The following is a 17,848-nucleotide window of genomic DNA, read 5'->3' on the forward strand; positions in this document are numbered from 1 at the left end:
GTTGACATCTTTCATCTCTGCTGGTATTGTATTAAACAAACGTTTAATTAAAACGAACGTTTAAATTTATCGATATTCCGGGAGGAGCACACAAGGATGGGAAACGCCTTAAAAGCTTTTCTGCAAAAAACGCCGACCAAAATCGGCATCGCCACCGCAATTATGTTTCAGCTTATTTTTAGCATCGTATGGATGACGGGATATGACGGAGTTACGGACAATACGGCCAACTTGACGATCGCCGTAGTTAATGAGGACGCCGGGATCGGCCGGCAGCTGGCGGAGCAGCTCGGGCAGCAGCTTCCCGTTCAGATCGTGACGGAGAGCGGTCTCGATGCGGCCAAGCAGAAGCTGGAGGAGCGGAACGTTCAGATGGTTCTGCATCTGCCCTCTACTTTATCCGCCCAGCTGCAAACGCCGGGTCAGAAAACCGAACTGCAATATTGGATCAATGAATCGAATCCCGCGCTGATCAAAAGTATGATGTCCAGCGTCGCCGCCGGCGTAACGGCAACCGTCAACAAGCAGGCGATCGCGGCCGGAGCGCAGGCCGTGCTGACACAGATGAACGTTCCGGCGGCTCAGGCGCAGAGCACGGCCCAAGCTTTGTCGGAGCGTGTGACCTCCAGCATTCAATTTACGAACCCCGTGTCCGGCATGAGCAATCAGATGGTGCCGATGATGCTCGTGCTTGCGTCGTATGTAGGCTCGATGATTATGGGAATGAACCTGCAGCAGTCTTCGAATTTGATCGGAGCGCAGGCGGGCAAGTGGAGCAAATTTGCCGCCAGGGCGGTGCTGAATGGGATCGCGGCGGTCGTTACCGCGCTTGTAGGCACGTCCTTGGTGCTGTTGCTCGGCGGTCAGTCCGTTCACGGGTTTATGACGTTATGGGGATTTTTGACGCTGTGTCTGCTCGCGTTTTTATTTTTCTCCCAGCTGTTTCTGCTGCTGCTCGGCAATGCGGGCATGCTGCTGAATATTATCGCGCTGTCCGCTCAGCTCGTCTCCTCGGGGGCGATGGTGCCGCGCGAGCTGCTGAACGGGTTTTACCGCGGGCTGGGCGATTACTTGCCGGCCACCTATGCCGTCGAAGGCAATATGAACCTGCTGTTTGGCGGTCCCGGCGCGGCGGGAGCGTCCTGGAGCCTGCTGCTGATTGTGCTGGTCACTGCGGTGCTCGGGCTGCTGGTTACGGCATTGCGTAAAGAGACGGCTCCGGCTCACGGCACTGTTGCCGCGCCGAAGCTTGCACATTCGGAGTAGATTCGCCATAATGATTTCAAACGGTATCGGATAGGAGAATCGGATGGCTACCTCGGAACTCGATATCAAGATGAAAATATTGCTGGCAGCCAGAACCCTGTTCGCGAGGCAAGGCTTCGACGGCACGTCGGTCAGGCAAATATGCGAGGAGGCGGGGGCCAATGTGGCGCTCGTCTCCTACCATTTCGGCGGGAAGGACAACGTGTTCGGCGCTTTGTTCGCCCAGTTTTTCCCCGGCAACCGTCTGGAAGCGTACGAACCGTTCTTTCATGATCCCATCGTCGGTCTCAAAAAGCTGGTGGAGGAAGTGACACGGTTCCGCTTAAGCGATCCCGAGCTCGTCATTATCATCCAGCAGGAGATCTTCAAGCAGTCTCCGCGTGTGGCGATTATTCAGCAGAACATCTTTCCCGTATGGAAAAAAGTCAGAGAGCTTCTGGAAAAGGGACGGCAGTCCGGCGTGTTTCAGTTCCGCTCGCTCGACAATACGATGTTTTTTATTATGGGTACGCTACTGTTTCATAAAAATACGGATTATTTTCTGCCGCTGTTAAGCGACGGCGTGCCGACATTCGACAATATGTACCGCGACGCCGCCGTGTTTGTCCTCAGAGGGCTCGGCGTTCCGGGAAAGGCGGAGGATTATTTATGAACCCGGTCATCGAACTGCTGCAGTCTCATCGTTCCGTACGCAAATACAAACCGGGCGAAGTGGCCGACGAGCTCGTCGAATCGATCGTCCGCTCCGCCCAGATGGCGTCCACTTCCAGCAACGTTCAGGCGTACAGCGTGATCGCCGTTACCAATCCGGAGACGAAACGGGCGATATCGGCCATAGCCGGCAACCAGCAGCATGTCGAGTCGTGCCCGGTGCTGCTCATTTGGTGTGCGGATCTGCGGAGAAGCCGGCTTGCGTGCGAGAAACATGACGTGCAGATGGTATCTGGTACGATGGAGAACTTCGTCGTCGCGGCCGTCGATGTCGCGCTCGCCGCCCAAAACGCCGCCATTGCAGCGGAATCGCTCGGACTCGGTATCGTGTATATCGGCGGAATCCGGAACGACCTGCGGGCGATCACCCCGCTGCTTCATATTCCCGAGCTCGTCTTTCCGGTGTTCGGCATGTGCCTCGGCTATCCGGATCAGGAGACGTCCTTGCGGCCGCGGCTTCCATTGCGCGCCGTGCTTCACCGCGAGACGTACGAGGACGACGAGAAGAAGTCGGAATCGGTTGAGGAGTACGACCGCACGACGCGGGAATATTACATCGAACGGACGAACGGCAAGCGCGATACGACCTGGTCGCGCGAGATGGCGGACAAGTTCAAGCGGCCGGTCCGGGCGTATTTGCGGGACTATTTGGAGGAGCAGGGGTTCCGGTTCGATACGTAAGCAGTGGGAACGATGCCGGCGCCCTCAGTTCCGGCCTGTCCGGCCAACAGAAACAAAAGTGCTTGACTGCCGCCTCCCGTTTATGGTAATTATTAGGTTAGAGTAAGATGGAGTCATGATGCGGAAGCACCGCCATTAGGCTGCGTTGGATAATAACGCGGATAATGGCTATTTTTATGTAAATAAAAGTTTACAAAAAAGAACATTAATGTTATTATATGTTTATATTAATGAAACGTTTGCGAAGGACGCAGACGATCGGGAAACCGGCCGTCTTGCGTCCTTTTATACGTTGCGGAGGTGAAACGTTGGTAAACAAAAGACGCAACCTGCTGATCAGCTTATCGGCTGCCTTGATGGCGTCGCTGCTCGTCTACGGCGTATACAAGCTGCAGCTTAGGCAGGTGGAATTGCAGCAGACGGTGAATGTGGTCGTTCCGAAAGATTTTATACCGGCCGGTACGATGATCGATGCTTCGCTGCTCGCTTACAGGCCGGTCTTGGCCGGCTCGCTGATGGAAGGGATGTTCACCGATATTTCGCTTGTCGCAGGTCAGGAGGCGGTCGTCCCGCTGGGTACGGATGAACCCGTATTGGCCTGGAAAGTAGACAAGTTCCATCTGCTGCCTTCGCGCGGCCAGTCGACGTTCCAGATTCCTAAGGAGTACATCTTGTCGCTGTCCAACGGGATTCGAGCCGGAGACCGGGTCAAGCTGTATTTGTCCGGCAGCGAGGGAGAGTCTGCGAGGCTGTTCGCCCAGGAGATTACGGTCGCATCGGTCAAATCCTCGTCCAACGTCGAGGTGGACAATCCGAAGTCGTCCAACCTCATGTCCCGGGTGAACGGAGACGCCGAGAAAATGTATGCTTCCCGGAGAGAAGCGAACGGTTCGATCGACCAGATCAATCTGAATCTGACCGAGGAAGAGTGGCTCGCGATCGACCGGGCTTGCAAGACAAAGAAGACGAAGCTTGTCATTGCTTTGTCCGCTTCATCGCTTACGGAGGGTTCGATCCAAACAACAGGCAGGAGGTGACGGAGGGTGCATATTGCCTTACTTACGCGGGACGAAGCGCTGTGCGAGGTTTGGCTGAGCTGGGAGGCGCCGGGCGGCGACCGCGTCGTCTTGTTCCGCCAGCCGGAATCTTTCATGGAATCGGCTAATCTGTCCGATTTCGGACATATCGTAATTTCGGACCGTTTTTTCGATTATGCGGCGTTTTGCGAATATGTCGAGCAGGTGAAGGAAGCGGCCATCGGCGCTGAACTGACCGTTATGTTGTCAGACCGGCACGATACCGCAGAGAACGGGAGATGGATCAAATATTGCCTGATGGGCGGTATTCCTTACATCCCCCCGCATCGCACGATCGAGACGATAACCGGTATGCTGATGCAGCGGATATACGGGGAGTCGGGAACGGCTGCCGCCGGAGGGAGCCAATGTATCACGTTCGTCGGCTCGACTCCGAATATCGGGACGACGTTCGTGTCGTTCGGCACGGCCGTACGTTTGGCCGCGAGCACCCGGCGCTCGGTCGGATATTTGTGCCTGAATTTAAAAAGCTCGAAGCTTCACCGCTACTTGGGTTTGGAGAAACCCGAAGCGAGCCTGGACCATCTGCGCGCAGAGATCCGGTCGCAAAGCCTGCGGCCCGACAGGCTTCATTTATACTGCGAGCCGGTAAAAGGGCGACCGAATCTGCGCATCCTGTTCGGCAATCAGCTTCGCGAACAGGCGGAATTTTTTACGGCGGAGGATATCGAGCATCTGCTCCGGACGGCTAGACGGACGTTCGACGTCTGCATCGTCGAAGTGAATGCGTACTGGGACAACGCGGCTACGATATGCGCCTTGCTGCAGGCCGACACGAGGATCTTGGTGACGACTCCGGAGCTGGCGCATTTTCAGGAGGATACGGACCGGTGGCTGCGCGGACTATGCCCGGTCATCGGGTTAGCGGCCGAATCGTTCGATCTTATACTGACCCAGGCAGAGGGGAGCGGAAGCTCGGGGGGCATCCGGCACCAGGACGTGCGCAAGGAAACCGGGCTCTCGCTAATCGGCAAAGTCGGCAAATATTCCGATCTGACGGAGACGGTTAATCAGGGGAAACTGCTGGAGCTGCTGACCGGCAAGCATCCGCTTAACCGCGATCTGGACGACATCGTCCGTCTGCTGTCGGCCGTATGCGGCATCGAACCGGCTGCTCCGGATAAAGCGCCGGCCGTTAAACGGATATTCGGCCGGTTAACCGGGGCGCTCGGGATACCGGCGGCCAAACCCCGGAAGGCGAGGGGGAGCGGGTGAAAAAGATGGCGGAGCGTAAATTTTCCGTGCTGGCGTATTCGATGCGCCGGGGAGAAGCGGACACCGGGAAAGCGGCGGAGGATGGAACCGGGATGGCCGTCGAACGGCTGCCGCAGGAAAGCGATAGTCCCGATTTTCATCGCTGCGTAGACGAGATCCGTTCGTATCTCGTCGCGTCCAGAGGGCGGACGGATGAGGAACGGCAGCAGTACAGCGAATCGTTGAACCGGGCTGTACTCGGCTTCGAGGAGGAACGAATCCGGTTCGTCGCGATCATTAACGACCAGCTCGCCAAGCGGAGGATGAACCATATTGTGCCGCCGAATCGCCGGTATACGACTTTGGCCGAAGCGGTATTTGCCGAGATCATCGGCATGAACGTGCTGGAACTGCTGCTCAAAAATCGCGAAGGACTTGAAGAAATCCAAGTAGTTGGGAGGGACATTTACGAAGTAAGGGCAGGCAAGGCGACTCCTTCTCCGCATAAGTTTCAGCATTTGAAAGATGTGGAGCGGATACAGCAAAATCTGGTGTTGTTTAACAATGAAGTGATCAATCCCCGGAAGCGCTGGGCGGAGGTGGCGCTGAAGGACGGTTCGCGCGTCACGCTGACCGGCTTCGGCTTTACGGCGGAGCCTACGATGACGATCCGGTTTTATACGATGCGGTATTTCAATCTGCATACGTTGTGCCATCCCGACTACGAGACGTTGAACGAATCGATCCAATCGATCTTGCTGTGCGTGCTCCGCTGCTGCTTCAACCTGGTCGTCATCGGGCCTACCAATTCCGGCAAGACGAATCTGATCAAGGCATTGATCGCCGAGATGCCGGATCACGAGCGGATCGTAACGATCGAGACGCGGTTTGAGCTGATGCTTAAGCGGGATTTCCCGAATAAAAACGTCATCGAATACGAGGTAAGCGAGCATGATGCGCTGCATTCCGGCAACCAGGCGTTTAAGCTGGCTTTGCGCCAATCTCCGAAACGGATCTGTCATGCCGAAATTCGCGACGACGATGCGAACATTTATGTCCGCGCCTGTACGAGAGGCCATGAAGGAAGCCTGACCTCGGTGCACGTCAACGAGCTGGAGGATGCGCCCGATGCGATAGCCGATATGTGCATGCTTGACGGGAGAGGGATGAACCCGACCCGGCTGACCAAAAGAATTACGGAATACGTGACGCAGATCGGACTCGAGATGGGCATCGTCGGCGGCAAACGAAAGCTGCTTCGAATCGGGGAATATGTATATGACTCCAGCCGTGACAGTGTGACGGTGCGGGATATCGTGCGTTACGACTACGGGAGGGGCTCGTGGCGGTATCCGGAAGGCTTTTCGCCGCGTGCGGCCGAGCGGATTCGGAAATATGACCCGGAAGGATACAGTCTTCTGGAACGGATGGGATGTATCGCCAGATGCTGACTGTCGTCAAAGCTGCGTTTTTGCTCCTGTTGTTTTTGCTCGCCTATTTGTTTTTGTACCGGCTGCTCCAGACGTTTACCCGCCAGGCGGTCGCACGTTACCGGTTGAATCATGTGCGTCAGGCCGCGTTTTCCAACCGGGTGGAGCTGTTCATATCCCGGTATGCCAAGCTGTACCGCCATATCGCCGATCTTCTGGAGTCGGTCCAATCGCGGATGCCGATCGGGACGTTTCTGTTCGTCTCGCTGCTGCTCGTCTTGACGGGGATTGTCGCCGGATTCGTCTGTTTCCGCAATGTGAAAGGGATTGCAGCGATGGGAGCGATGCTCGGCCTGCTCCCGTACGTCGTCCTCCGCATGCGGCTGTTGAATTTGCAGATGAAAGCGCGGATCGATTTTTTACCGGCAGTGGAGCTGTTTTACCAGTACTACATCGTCTCGGGGCAAAGCAATATCCGGACTGCATTAAAAGTTACGCTCGAGGAAAACCGGATGCAGTCATCCATGAAGCCGGTCTTCGAACAGCTGTACCGCAACTTGGCGGCGAGTCGCGACGCGGAAGACAGCATGCGCCTGTTCTCGCTAAGTCTCGGCCATACATGGGCGGAGTATTTTGCCAACATTTTGCGCGTAGGGCTACTGGAAGGCAGCGACTTGTGCGACAGCATGAAGGATCTGATCACGGATATGCGGCGTGCTCAGCGGGCGGATCAGGCGGAGCGCAACCGGCTCCTTGAAATCCGGCTCGCCAACTTCTCATCGATTCTGTTTTTGATCTTATTTTTGTTTATCAATTTTAAGATGAATGCGGATAACGCCTACTTGTATTACATCCTGGACCCGGCCGGACGCAACATGCTGCTTGATGGTCTGCTGCTCATTTTCGCTTCTTTTTTGATGGGGATTTATTTATCGATTCGGAGAATGTGAGGGAATGTCAGATGGTGATACAATCCGAGCAATTGTTCTGGATCCAGGCGGTTGCTTACGCGCTATTGCTGGCGGCCGGTTACGTGTCTTTCGTTTATTTGCTGCGTGCCATACCCCGCAGGCGCAGGCGATGGCCCGCGCTCGTTATGCAGCGATGGGCTCGCGGTTACGAAGTTCCGCCGCGGATCTTAAAGCTGTTCGGCATTGCGGCAGGTTCCCGGCCGGTAGAGGAGAAGGGCAGGCTGCTCGCCGAAGGCGGTATCCGGATCGATCCGCTGCGATACGAGCTTCTTCGCAGGTTCCTCCTGCTTGCCGGGGGCGGAAGCGTCGCTGTCGGTTATGCAGCCGCTGCGAAGTCATGGACACTGCCGTGGATCGAACCCGTGCATGTGATGGCCGCAGGGGCCGTCATCGGCGTGCTCGCCGGATTTGACCGTACGCTGCTGGTCTCGCTTGGCAAGTACCGGTCCAACAAGATCATGAGAGAGATTTATGTGCTGAGCAACCAACTGCTTTATTACACCGGCTCCAAAATGAGTCTCCACGCGAAGCTGAACCGATGCCTGCCGTTTTGCCGGGCGATCCGGTCGGACTTGCAGCTTCTGCTCAACGAATGGTATGAGGACGCGGATCAGGCGATCAAGCGTTTCAAGAAACGTCTCGGCACGGAGGAAGCCCACAGCTTCGCCGAAACGATTAACTCGCTCCGGCTGAACGAACACGGCAGCTACTACTCGTTGCTGCACGAACGCATTCAGGACTATAAGGAAAAGCTGGAGCTGGCCAAAGAAAGCCGGAAAGAAACGACATCCTATTTGCTGTTCGTGCTGGCCGGCATTCCGATCCTGAATACGTTTCGGATTTTCGTATATCCGTGGGTACAGGAAGGGCAGAAGCTGTTCGATGCCTTGAACTGAGCCAGGGGAGCGGGGGCACCGATTTACGATAAATGTAATTTGAATTGAGATTGTACTTGAGACGATAAGGGGAAATGAGCCAATGAGAAACATACTGATGACGGTTATGATGCTGATTGTAGTTGCCTTGCTGTTCACTTCGATTATCAATAACGGGGACACGGGAATGCGCAACAACATCAAGGTGAAGGGAGACACGGCCAATACGAATATCAACGCCTTGAATGCGGGCTCGTAAGCGGCCGGCGGAGAAGGGATGAGGCATATACTTGTTACCGTCATGCTGATTATCGTCGTGATCGCTATCTACAGCACTACGATCGGGGGCAGCGGCGGGATGCAGCATAACGTGAAGACAACCGGCGGCAGGTTAAACGGAACGATCCAGTCGATTAATCCATAAACGTTTACGGAGTGCCTTTCAAATATGAAGCAAATTCTAGTGTTTATCTTGTTTGCGGCGGTATTGTGCTGGGCGATGTTCGCTCCTGTGTACAAGCATGTGCTGATCGTGCGTCAGGCTATGCTGCAGAAGGAAGTGGATTATTTGCTGGAAGTCGGGGCCAACGCGTCCCACGGTTACGTCGATGCTTCGGCGGTGGAAGCATCCCGGGCGCGGCTGGCCGCACACGGCTTCAAGACGAACCTGCTCGAGTACGGCGTATCGTCGACCAGCGGGGCGGCCGCTACGAATCCGATGTCGCCGGTAATGCGGGGAACGGGCATCGAGCTGATCATCACGTACCCGTATGACGGAATGTTCGCGATTGACCGGCTGATCGGCATCGCGCCGCCGTCCGACAGCTCCCGCCTGTCGGCATCGGGACTGAAGATGAGCGAATATGTGCCCTGACCCGATATTAGGAGGACGTATGGATGTACAAGCTGATTGCCTTCCTGCTGCTGATCGGATTCGTTATGCTGCTTCACGCGTTGCAGGCCGATGAGGAGATCGCGCTGCAGGCTTTGTTTCAAGGCAAACGTTCGGTCAATCGGGCTGCACACGCCGCGGCGCAGCAGATCGATATGCAGAAGCTGAAGGAGGGGATCGTATCCATCGATCCTGCGGGGGCGGAACAGCTCGCGTACGATTATTTGCAAAGCAACCTGCGGCTCGACGCATCGAACGAGCCTCTGCCCGGCACGTTTTGGCGCAGCCGGGCGGAAGTGCTCGTCTTCGAGGTGATCAACGAAGACCGGACGTTTCCTTATATGTACGCCAATTCGGCATACGATTACTCGGTGACTTTGCAGAAGCCCGGGGTCATTATGATCGTGCGGCTCGAATATCCGCGCACCTACACGGTGCTTGGGCCGGTTACGTGGGAGATTAAAGGAGCGGCGGAGCTCATCTATTAGACTGTCGTGATAACGTGCAGTGTCGCATCACGTTCTACGCTGCAGCATCGTCCATTCCCGTCCCGGAATGTCCACCCGAAACGATTCTACGCTTCCTGTGTCGGCTAACGTCACGTAGCACGTACAACCGTCGGGACCGCCGAACGTCAGATTCGTACAGTTGGTTCCGTTCAGCTTCACTTCCGCCAGCAGTTCCCCGGCCGGAGACAGCTTGGCTACGGTGCCTTTGCCGTACCGGGTAATGTACAGGTTGCCCTCCGAATCGCAGCGCATGCCGTCCATGCCAAAGTCGGGAAATTCGATCAGCAGCCGTTTGCCGGAAACTTGCTTGTCCGCAGAGAGGTCATAGGCCCACACCCGGCGCTGTACCGATTCGTTGACGTACAAGGTACGGTTGTCCGGACTGACTTCAATCCCGTTCGTCGTTCCCATTCCGCTTTCCAGCAGCGTAACGGTTCCAAGCGGGTCGATCCGCCACAGATTGCCGGTCGATTCGTTCCAATTTGGATCGCTGGCAAATAACGTGTCGTCGTCGGCGATCGCGATGTCGTTCGGCTGATTCATCTCCGGCTCGTGGGCGAACACGGTCAACTCCTTGGTCTGCATATGTACCTTCAAAATGTTATGGTTCGGATAATCGGCGATGAACATGTCTCCCGCGCGGCTGAAGCGGATTCCGTTCCCGACGCTTCCGTTCGGCAGTTCGAGAAAAACGCAACATTCGCCGTCCGGTGTCACTCGGCCGATCGTATGCTGGCGCTCATAGTTGACGGCGTACAGGTTGCCTGCGCGATCGCAAGCCGGCCCTTCGATGCCCGGCGTAAATCCTCCGGGCTTGGTGAACGTCCGGCTCTCGTACAGCGGATTTTTCATTGTATCGATTCCCTCCTCCACGTATATCGGCACGGTAAGAACGCGAATGACGATTTCCTTTCCTACATGCATTCGCAACCGTGTCTGACCCTACTTATTTCGGTTGAGCGGCGGCTGTTCCTCTTTTCACTCCAAAACATTGTATAATGAAAAAATGCGAAAAGAAGATGAGGAGTGGAACTATGACCGAACGTTCGTCCCGCCGTCAAAGGCTCCAGCACAAAATGAAACAATCGGGGATCGACGGCTGTATCATGACTCAGAATGTCGATTTGTACTATTTGTTGGGCTCTATGCAGACAGGGTATTTCTTCCTGCCGGCCGACGGAGAAGGGATCTTTTTCGTCCGCCGCAGCTTCGTCCGGGCCGGGGAGGAAGCCGACGTTACCGTTCAGGAGCTCGGCTCGATGCGTAATCTCGGCTCCCGGCTTGCCGAGAACTACCCCCAGCTGTTCCGTAAACCGGACGGCCAGCCGCCGATACTTGCGGCCGAATACGACGTGCTCCCCGTGCAGCAGTTTCAGCGGCTGGAGGGGGCGTTCCCCGGGGCGCGCTGGGTCGACGGCTCGATGCTGATCCGGGAAACCCGGATGATCAAGTCTGCAGCGGAAGTCGCTCTGATCCGCGAGTCGGCGAGAGTGATCGATATGGCCTATGAAGCGGCGATAGCGGCTTTGAAGCCGGGCATGCGCGAGTTCGAGCTGATGGCGGTCGTAGAGTCCGTGATCCGCAACAACGGTCATATGGGACTGATGCGCGTCAGAGGCTACAATCAGGAGATTATTACAGGCATGATCGGAGCGGGCGCCGCAGCGGCGATGCCGAGCTATTTCGACGGCCCGGCGGGCGGGCAAGGGCTCGGCCCGGCCAGTCCGCAAAGTGCGGGGAGAAGGCAGATCGGAACGGACGAGCCGGTTCTTATCGATATCGGCTGCTGTATCGACGGGTACGTCATCGATCAGACGCGAACGGCGGTTATCGGCCGTTTGCCGGACGATTTGATGCATGCCTACAAGCTGTCCGAGGCGGTCCTGAGAAGAACGGAAGCGATGCTGAAGCCCGGGACAGTGTGCGAGGAGCTGTATACGTCGGCGCTGGAGCAAGTCCGCGAAGCCGGCCTAAGCGAATATTTCATGGGCTTTGGGTCGGATCAGGTGAAATTTCTGGGACACGGGATTGGGCTGGAGATCGACGAGCTGCCGGTGCTGGCCCGAGGATTCCGTTACGAGCTGGAGCCGGGCATGGTTATCGCGATCGAGCCCAAATTCACGTTTCCCGGCAGAGGGGTTGTCGGTATCGAGAATTCGTACGTAATTACAGAGCACGGGTTTGAGACATTAACGGTATCGCGAGAAGGAGTAGCGAGCGTTTAAACGGCCAAAGAATGAGAAAGCCCTGTGTTCCCCGTTAGCGGTGGAACCGGGGCTTTTTTTAAGATCGTTTACGGTTCCCCATAGCAAAATACCGCACACCTGCAGCTGCACGCGGTGCGCCAGTCACCGGCCATCCATCGTGTAGCGGAAGAATGACTTCCTTTATTGCCGCAAAGTACGTAACTTTCAGGCTATAGCGGAAGTTTGGTTTCCTTTATATTGGATTTTAGAAGGGGATAGAGGCGATTCTACTTGAATAACGGAACAAAAAGTTCCGCTAAACGTCGATTTCCTGCTGTGAATAACAGATAACGGAAGTCAAACTGCCGGAAGGGAAGTTTGCAGGCTCGGTTGGAGGCGGTTATTTCCACAAGGGTACAAAAAAATTTATACCCCAATGAACTTTTCATGAATCCCGGGCGTACTATTACCGAACAATGAGAAGAGAGGCACACCACGGCTCCCAAGGAGAAGAACCGATGGATGAAAGAGAATGGATCGAGCGCGCGCAACGGGGGGATTCGGCAGCGCTGGCCGGACTGCTAAAGGGAAACTACGGATTTCTTCTGAACTATATGACGAAGATTACGTTCCAACCGGCCCTGGCGGAAGACTTAACCCAGGAAACGATGATGCGCTGCATCGAGAAGATCCGGCTATACAATTTTACTTCGAAGTTTTCGTCGTGGCTGATTACGATCGGCACCAACCTGTATATGGATCATTTAAGAAGGAAAAAGCGAGAACGCGACTGGCACGATCAGGAACAGGCGCTCCGGCAAATCAAGTGGCATGCGCAGCAATCCGGCGAGGAATGGTCGGAGCTGCTCGATCTGCTTGGTCGAATGCCCGACGATGTCCGGATTCCGATCATTTTGAAGCATTACTACGGCTATGCCTACGAGGAGATCGCCGACATGATGAATGTGGCGACCGGCACGGTCAAGTCCCGCATTCACAACGGCATTAAGAGCTTGCGAAAGGAGCTGGGGCCTCATGAATGAACGCGACCCTGACAAACAAAAGGGTAACCAACATGTCACCGGGGATTCGGGTCCGGAATTAAAAGCGGCGCTTGAGCAGGCGGACGAGTCGGTGGGCCGGGCGGACAGCCAAAAAGCCAAAAACGCCGAACAGGCGGATACGCTGCCGGGCGAAGACGAAGAGTCGTTTGAACTTTCGTCGATGATCAAGCACGAGCTCGATAAAATGGAACGATGGACGGACCCGAATACGCCGAATACGATCTGGTTTGAGCGGCTTGTCGTTGCCGGGAAACGCGAAGCGCGGCGCAAGCTGATCCGCGATTTGATCCTGTTTTGGTTAGCCGGATTAGGCGTGCTCGCCGTATACGGAGCGATTTCGTTCGGGAGGCCCGCCGTATTTATCGCGATCCAGCTGCTAGCCGTAGCAGCCGTTCCGTTCGTCGTCTTCGTCACGAGACGAAAAGCGGGTGAACGGACATGACCGAGGTGACAAAACAACTTCCCCCGTGGGCGCTCGTCCTCCTTACGCTCGTCTTGTTAGGCCAGAGCACGTTTATCTTTCTGGACGCCCGCAAGCGCGCCAAATATCCGTGGCTGTGGGGGATGTGGGGGCTCATTCAGGCGCCGATGCCGCTGGTCGTATATTGGATCGTGTACCGAACGAATTGGTTTCGCAGCAATAAAAAGCAGGGAGGAACGTGAAATGGATTCCATGTTGTCTAGCGTAAACTGGTTGCTGGTGATGCCGATTATCGTTATCCAGCTTATCTTGATGGCGGTAGCCCTGGTGGACTGCATCCGCGCCGAACGGACGCGCGGACCGAAGGGACTATGGATTCCCGTCATCGTCTTGATTCAGGTCATTGGACCGATTGTTTATTTTGTTGTTGGAAAGGAGAAAGCATCATGAAATTGCTTGAGGTGCAAGGACTCGTTAAAAAGTTTGGCTCCGCAATAGCTGTGAACGAGATCAGCTTCACTATAAAGGAAGGACACTGCGTCGCCTTGCTCGGACCGAACGGAGCCGGGAAGACGACGGCGTTAAAGATGATGGCAGGCCTGCTCCAGCCGAGTTCGGGTACGATCCGTTTCGGCGCGGGCCCGGCTGCGTCCGACGCTCCGGCGAACGAAACGCCGGCCACGCTGCGGCCCGTGACCGGCAGCACGGCGGACATCCGCAGCATCATCGGGTTCCTTCCGCAATATCCGTCGTTTTACAACTGGATGAGCGGCCGGGAATATTTGATTTTCTCCGGCAGATTGGCCCGGATGAGCAAGCAGGAGGCGGCCGGCCGGGCGGATCGGATGCTGGAAACGGTCGGTCTGAAGGACGCCGCGAAGAAACGGATCGGCGGATACTCCGGCGGCATGAAGCAGCGTCTGGGCATCGCGCAGGCGCTTATCCACCGGCCCAGGCTGCTGCTGCTGGACGAGCCCGTATCGGCGCTCGATCCGATCGGCAGAAGGGAAGTGCTCGATATGATCCGGTCGATACAGAAAGAGACGACCGTTTTGTTTTCCACCCACGTGCTGCACGATGCGGAGGAAGTGTGCAGCGATATTATGATTATGAACAAAGGGCGGATCGTCGTATCCGGCACCTTGGACGAGGTGCGGCGCGAATACAGCGATCCGGTCATCCGGGTGCAGTCCGAGCTTCCGGTAGATGACCATGTGGAAAGGTGGAGCCGGCTGGAATGCGTGCGGGACATCGAAGCCAGCCGTTATGAGGCGAAGATTACGGTTTCCGGGCTCACGGAAGCGAGGGCTGTGCTGTGGGAAGACCTGCTGGCGAGCCAAGTGCCGGTCACCCGGTTCGAAGCGGGCAGAACGACGCTGGAGGAGCTGTTTATGAAGGCGGTGAGAGAATGAATCAGTGGCTCGTATTGTTTAACAAAGAAATGACAGAGATGTGGCGCAGCCGCAAATGGATCTGGGTGCCGCTCGTCTTCGTGCTGCTCGGCATCTCCCAGCCGGTGACAACGTATTACTTGCCCGATCTGCTGCAGGCCGCAGGCAGTCTGCCGGAAGGAGCGGTTATCGAGATACCGATGCCAACCGGGGCGGAGGTGCTGGCCCAGACGTTGTCGCAGTTCGGGATGATCGGCGTGCTTGTCCTGGTGTTATCCATAATGGGCATCGTTTCTAGCGAAAGACAGAGCGGCGCGGCCGGACTCGTCCTCGTCAAGCCGGTTTCGTTCGTTTCCTATATCACCGCGAAATGGGCGGGAGCCGTTACATTGACGGCAGTTTCGTTTTTAGCCGGATTTGCGGCGAGCTGGTATTACACGCACATCTTGATCGGTTCCGTAGCGCCCTCCCTTTTTGCGGGCAGCTTGCTGCTGTTCGGTTTGTGGCTCGTGTTCGTCGTTACGGTGGCGGTGATGCTGAGCGCTTGGATGAACGGAAACAGCGGCGTCGCTTTCCTGACGATCGGCTCGGTTTTACTGCTCTCCGTCCTTACGGGTCTGTTTAACCGCGCGATGAATTGGAGTCCCGGCTCGCTGTCCGGACGGGCAAGCCTTGTTTTGGCGGACGGCGGTCCAGGCACGCAGCTTCCGCTTGCACTCGCCGTTACCCTTGCAGCTATAGCGGCTTTGCTATTTGCCGCAGTCCGGCTGTTTCGCCGCAAGGAGCTGCTCCCGTAGGTTCCGACGATTGTGGTCTAGGCGATTGTACGACGGATTATAATAGAGCTAAGAAGCGTTCACGCAGCGGCCTTGATCCCGCCATCAGCCATCATCCGACGAAGAGCCGGAACTGTTCGTCTCCCGAATCTATGAATATGTGCAAGCCCTTGGCCTGAATCAGGAACCTTCCGGTCAAACGTGACTTCCCTTTACGGTTCGAATTTGATACCATATATAACACATACGAAACTTTGAAAAGTCGAGGGGCTGCGAACGTTTTCGTAGAATAGTTTTGCCTGGTCGGGCAAAGCGCGGGGGAGGAATCGACCATCATGCTGCGTTTAGGACAAAAGGTATGTATCGTAGCCGATAGTTTTGAGCAAAATCTTTCAATCGGAGATTACGGATATATAATCGCATACGATCGGAATGCGGATAACGCGTTCGATTATGTCGTGCGGATCCCTAAGATGAACAAGCACGTGTTCGTGCCTGCCGCGGATATCGAGCTGGAGGAGACGCTGCTGCAGCAGGAGGCGGACCGGATCGAACGGGAGGCGCTGATCGATTATGCGCTAGCCACGAAGAACGAGCTGCTGTTCCGTCGGATTATGAACGGAGACGCCGCCGAAGACACGGCTGCCGACAATAAAGAGGTTCAGTCCCAGCAGGACTTTATCCGTCAAATTAATTTGAAGGCATGGATCTAGTCTTTGCCGCCTATCCGATTGTTATGAATGTCAGGACGCCTTAGTTCGATCTAAAGGCGTCTTTTCTGCATGTTCCGGGAGATAACGCGTGTTTCCGCAAATATTGACACGTTCTTTGCCGATAAGCTATGATAAGCATTAAACGGTTTTCGGGAGGAACAGGACAAGATGAACGACAATCATGCCAAAATACTGGACTGCACGATCCGCGACGGCGGACTCGTTAATAATTGGGACTTCAGCGTCGAATTCGTTCGCGACCTGTATTATTCGTTGAACGCGGCCGGCGTCGAATATATGGAAATCGGCTATAAAAACTCCGCCAAGCTGCTGAAAGGGGCCGATTCCGGTCCATGGCGGTTTTTGGACGAAGCGTTTTTGCGCGAAGTCATTCCTCAAAAGGGCGATACGAAGCTGTCCGCGCTCGTCGATATCGGCCGCGTGGACGAGAACGACATTTTGCCGCGTAACGAAAGCCTGCTCGACATGATCCGCGTAGCGTGCTACATCAAGGACGTGGACAAAGCGCTGGATCTCGTAAACAAGTTCCATTCCTACGGCTACGAGACGTCGATTAATATTATGGCGCTGTCTCACGTTATGGAGCACGACCTGATCGAGGCGTTCCAAGCGATCGCCAAAAGCCCGGTTGACGTCGTTTATATCGTTGACTCTTACGGCAGCCTGAACCACCGGGATATCGAATATCTGGTTACCAAATTCCAGCGCCATCTGCCGGATAAGCAGCTTGGCATTCATGCGCACAATAATATGCAGCTCGCATTTTCGAATACGATTATGGCAGCCGAGCGCGGTTTGCAATTTTTGGACGCTTCCGTATTCGGCATGGGCCGCGCGGCAGGCAACTGCAACACCGAGCTGCTGGTCAGCTACCTGAAAAATCCGAAGTACGAGCTGCGTCCGGTTCTCGAAGTGATTGAACGCCGGATGATTCCGCTTCGCGAAAAGGTCGAGTGGGGCTACATTATCCCTTACATGATGACCGGAATATTAAACGAGCATCCGCGGATCGCTATGGCGCTGCGGGCGAGCGAGGACAAGGACAAGTACGCCGAGTTCTACGACAAGCTCACTTCTCCCGAAATTTCCATGGCCTCCAAAGGCGAGTAATCGCTCCTTCGGATGCCGAGAGGCTTAAACGTATACTCCTGCGGGGATTTCAATCCTGCGGGAGTTTTTGATTTTACTCCAAATGCACCTTCTGTCAATCGCGGATGACCGGAGCCAGGCCGACCTGCCCGAACCTGCCCAGCGGCTCGCTGCAGCGGCCTTTTTATTGAGTTCCAATACCCGGTAAGCTATAATAGGAAGAATGAATGCAGGTTCATATACACAGCAATTCGGGAGGTGCAAGCGATGAGCATCACGGCCAAAAATGTCGACCATGTCGCGAAGCTGGCCAGGCTTCAACTAAGCGAAGCCGACACGGAGCGGTTTACGGACCAGTTGAACGCGATCTTGAAATACGCCGAGAAGCTGAACGAGCTGGACACGGACCATGTGGAGCCGACGAGTCATCCCATGCCGCTGGTGAACGTTATGCGGGAAGATAACGTGCGTCCGTCCTGGCCGATCGAGAGCGTCCTGAAGAACGCTCCGGACGAAGAAGACGGTCAGTTCAAAGTGCCGGCCGTACTGGAATAAGGATTC

Annotated in this window: 23 protein-coding genes; 22 read left to right on the forward strand and 1 reads right to left on the reverse strand. The window is 55.6% G+C overall.

All coding sequences use genetic code 11. The features are described 5' to 3' along the window. Positions 1-96: 96 nt before the first annotated feature. The 12 genes from AC3Y2E_RS12660 (at position 97) to AC3Y2E_RS12715 (ending at position 9,605) form a co-directional block, all read left to right on the forward strand. A complete protein-coding gene (locus AC3Y2E_RS12660; protein WP_379210689.1) occupies positions 97-1,266 on the forward strand; it encodes a YhgE/Pip domain-containing protein in 1,170 nt (389 codons plus the stop codon). A gap of 43 nt (positions 1,267-1,309) precedes the next feature. Beyond that, positions 1,310-1,918, forward strand: coding sequence for a TetR family transcriptional regulator (locus tag AC3Y2E_RS12665; protein ID WP_379210692.1), 609 nt, complete (start codon positions 1,310-1,312; stop codon positions 1,916-1,918). Continuing rightward, entirely contained in the window at positions 1,915-2,658 is a 744-nt protein-coding gene (gene nfsA / locus AC3Y2E_RS12670) for an oxygen-insensitive NADPH nitroreductase (RefSeq protein WP_379210694.1), read from the forward strand. Before AC3Y2E_RS12665 ends, nfsA begins: the two co-directional genes overlap by 4 nt. A 308-nt stretch (positions 2,659-2,966) precedes the next feature. Further along, entirely contained in the window at positions 2,967-3,695 is a 729-nt protein-coding gene (locus tag AC3Y2E_RS12675; RefSeq protein WP_379210696.1) for an SAF domain-containing protein, read from the forward strand. A gap of 6 nt (positions 3,696-3,701) precedes the next feature. Next, on the forward strand, positions 3,702-4,970 hold the full coding sequence (locus tag AC3Y2E_RS12680) for a CpaE/TadZ family protein (RefSeq protein ID WP_379210698.1): 1,269 nt from the start codon (positions 3,702-3,704) through the stop codon (positions 4,968-4,970). A 5-nt stretch (positions 4,971-4,975) separates the two neighbouring features. Continuing rightward, a complete protein-coding gene (locus AC3Y2E_RS12685) occupies positions 4,976-6,400 on the forward strand; it encodes an ATPase, T2SS/T4P/T4SS family (protein ID WP_379210774.1) in 1,425 nt (474 codons plus the stop codon). Next, a complete protein-coding gene (locus AC3Y2E_RS12690; RefSeq protein WP_379210700.1) occupies positions 6,394-7,329 on the forward strand; it encodes a type II secretion system F family protein in 936 nt (311 codons plus the stop codon). Before AC3Y2E_RS12685 ends, AC3Y2E_RS12690 begins: the two co-directional genes overlap by 7 nt. An 11-nt stretch (positions 7,330-7,340) precedes the next feature. Continuing rightward, the gene (locus AC3Y2E_RS12695) at positions 7,341-8,246 is read left to right on the forward strand and encodes a hypothetical protein (protein WP_379210702.1); all 906 of its coding nucleotides are present in this window, start codon (positions 7,341-7,343) and stop codon (positions 8,244-8,246) included. Positions 8,247-8,328: 82 nt separating this feature from the next. Continuing rightward, on the forward strand, positions 8,329-8,484 hold the full coding sequence (locus tag AC3Y2E_RS12700; protein WP_190929954.1) for a hypothetical protein: 156 nt from the start codon (positions 8,329-8,331) through the stop codon (positions 8,482-8,484). An 18-nt stretch (positions 8,485-8,502) separates the two neighbouring features. Further along, positions 8,503-8,649, forward strand: a complete 147-nt coding sequence (locus AC3Y2E_RS12705; protein WP_332070817.1) for a hypothetical protein — start codon at positions 8,503-8,505, stop codon at positions 8,647-8,649. 24 nt (positions 8,650-8,673) lie between these two features. Beyond that, positions 8,674-9,099 (forward strand): hypothetical protein, encoded by a 426-nt coding sequence (locus tag AC3Y2E_RS12710; protein WP_379210705.1) that lies wholly within the window; start codon positions 8,674-8,676, stop codon positions 9,097-9,099. A 23-nt stretch (positions 9,100-9,122) separates the two neighbouring features. Continuing rightward, entirely contained in the window at positions 9,123-9,605 is a 483-nt protein-coding gene (locus tag AC3Y2E_RS12715) for a hypothetical protein (RefSeq protein WP_379210707.1), read from the forward strand. Between the two features lie 27 nt (positions 9,606-9,632). Here AC3Y2E_RS12715 and AC3Y2E_RS12720 read toward each other — a convergent pair whose 3' ends face one another. After that, the gene (locus tag AC3Y2E_RS12720; RefSeq protein ID WP_379210709.1) at positions 9,633-10,478 is read right to left on the reverse strand and encodes an SMP-30/gluconolactonase/LRE family protein; all 846 of its coding nucleotides are present in this window, start codon (positions 10,476-10,478) and stop codon (positions 9,633-9,635) included. 182 nt (positions 10,479-10,660) lie between these two features. Between AC3Y2E_RS12720 and AC3Y2E_RS12725 the strand changes: the two genes are divergently transcribed. From AC3Y2E_RS12725 to gatC, 10 genes are all read left to right on the forward strand, one after another. Then, positions 10,661-11,851 carry a M24 family metallopeptidase gene (locus tag AC3Y2E_RS12725; protein WP_379210711.1) on the forward strand — a complete coding sequence of 397 codons (1,191 nt, stop codon included), beginning with the start codon at positions 10,661-10,663 and terminating at the stop codon, positions 11,849-11,851. 479 nt (positions 11,852-12,330) lie between these two features. Beyond that, complete coding sequence (sigY, locus tag AC3Y2E_RS12730) at positions 12,331-12,855, forward strand: RNA polymerase sigma factor SigY (protein ID WP_332070821.1); 525 nt, start codon at positions 12,331-12,333, stop codon at positions 12,853-12,855. After that, on the forward strand, positions 12,848-13,318 hold the full coding sequence (locus AC3Y2E_RS12735) for a YxlC family protein (protein WP_379210714.1): 471 nt from the start codon (positions 12,848-12,850) through the stop codon (positions 13,316-13,318). The genes sigY and AC3Y2E_RS12735 overlap by 8 nt, the downstream gene beginning before the upstream one ends. Beyond that, a complete protein-coding gene (locus AC3Y2E_RS12740) occupies positions 13,315-13,539 on the forward strand; it encodes a sigmaY antisigma factor component (protein WP_379210716.1) in 225 nt (74 codons plus the stop codon). The genes AC3Y2E_RS12735 and AC3Y2E_RS12740 overlap by 4 nt, the downstream gene beginning before the upstream one ends. Position 13,540: 1 nt before the next feature. After that, positions 13,541-13,747, forward strand: coding sequence for a PLDc N-terminal domain-containing protein (locus AC3Y2E_RS12745; RefSeq protein WP_379210718.1), 207 nt, complete (start codon positions 13,541-13,543; stop codon positions 13,745-13,747). Next, complete coding sequence (locus AC3Y2E_RS12750; protein WP_379210720.1) at positions 13,744-14,709, forward strand: ABC transporter ATP-binding protein; 966 nt, start codon at positions 13,744-13,746, stop codon at positions 14,707-14,709. The genes AC3Y2E_RS12745 and AC3Y2E_RS12750 overlap by 4 nt, the downstream gene beginning before the upstream one ends. Beyond that, a complete protein-coding gene (locus AC3Y2E_RS12755) occupies positions 14,706-15,485 on the forward strand; it encodes an ABC transporter permease (protein ID WP_379210722.1) in 780 nt (259 codons plus the stop codon). Before AC3Y2E_RS12750 ends, AC3Y2E_RS12755 begins: the two co-directional genes overlap by 4 nt. Positions 15,486-15,799: 314 nt before the next feature. Then, positions 15,800-16,177, forward strand: a complete 378-nt coding sequence (locus tag AC3Y2E_RS12760; protein ID WP_190929965.1) for an ATPase — start codon at positions 15,800-15,802, stop codon at positions 16,175-16,177. A gap of 168 nt (positions 16,178-16,345) precedes the next feature. Further along, the gene (locus AC3Y2E_RS12765) at positions 16,346-17,308 is read left to right on the forward strand and encodes an aldolase catalytic domain-containing protein (RefSeq protein ID WP_332070828.1); all 963 of its coding nucleotides are present in this window, start codon (positions 16,346-16,348) and stop codon (positions 17,306-17,308) included. A gap of 246 nt (positions 17,309-17,554) precedes the next feature. Then, positions 17,555-17,842: an Asp-tRNA(Asn)/Glu-tRNA(Gln) amidotransferase subunit GatC gene (gene gatC / locus AC3Y2E_RS12770; protein ID WP_190929967.1), complete on the forward strand. Its 288-nt coding sequence runs from the start codon at positions 17,555-17,557 to the stop codon at positions 17,840-17,842. Positions 17,843-17,848: the final 6 nt, after the last annotated feature.

Source organism: Paenibacillus sp. MAH-35, from assembly GCF_058135425.1.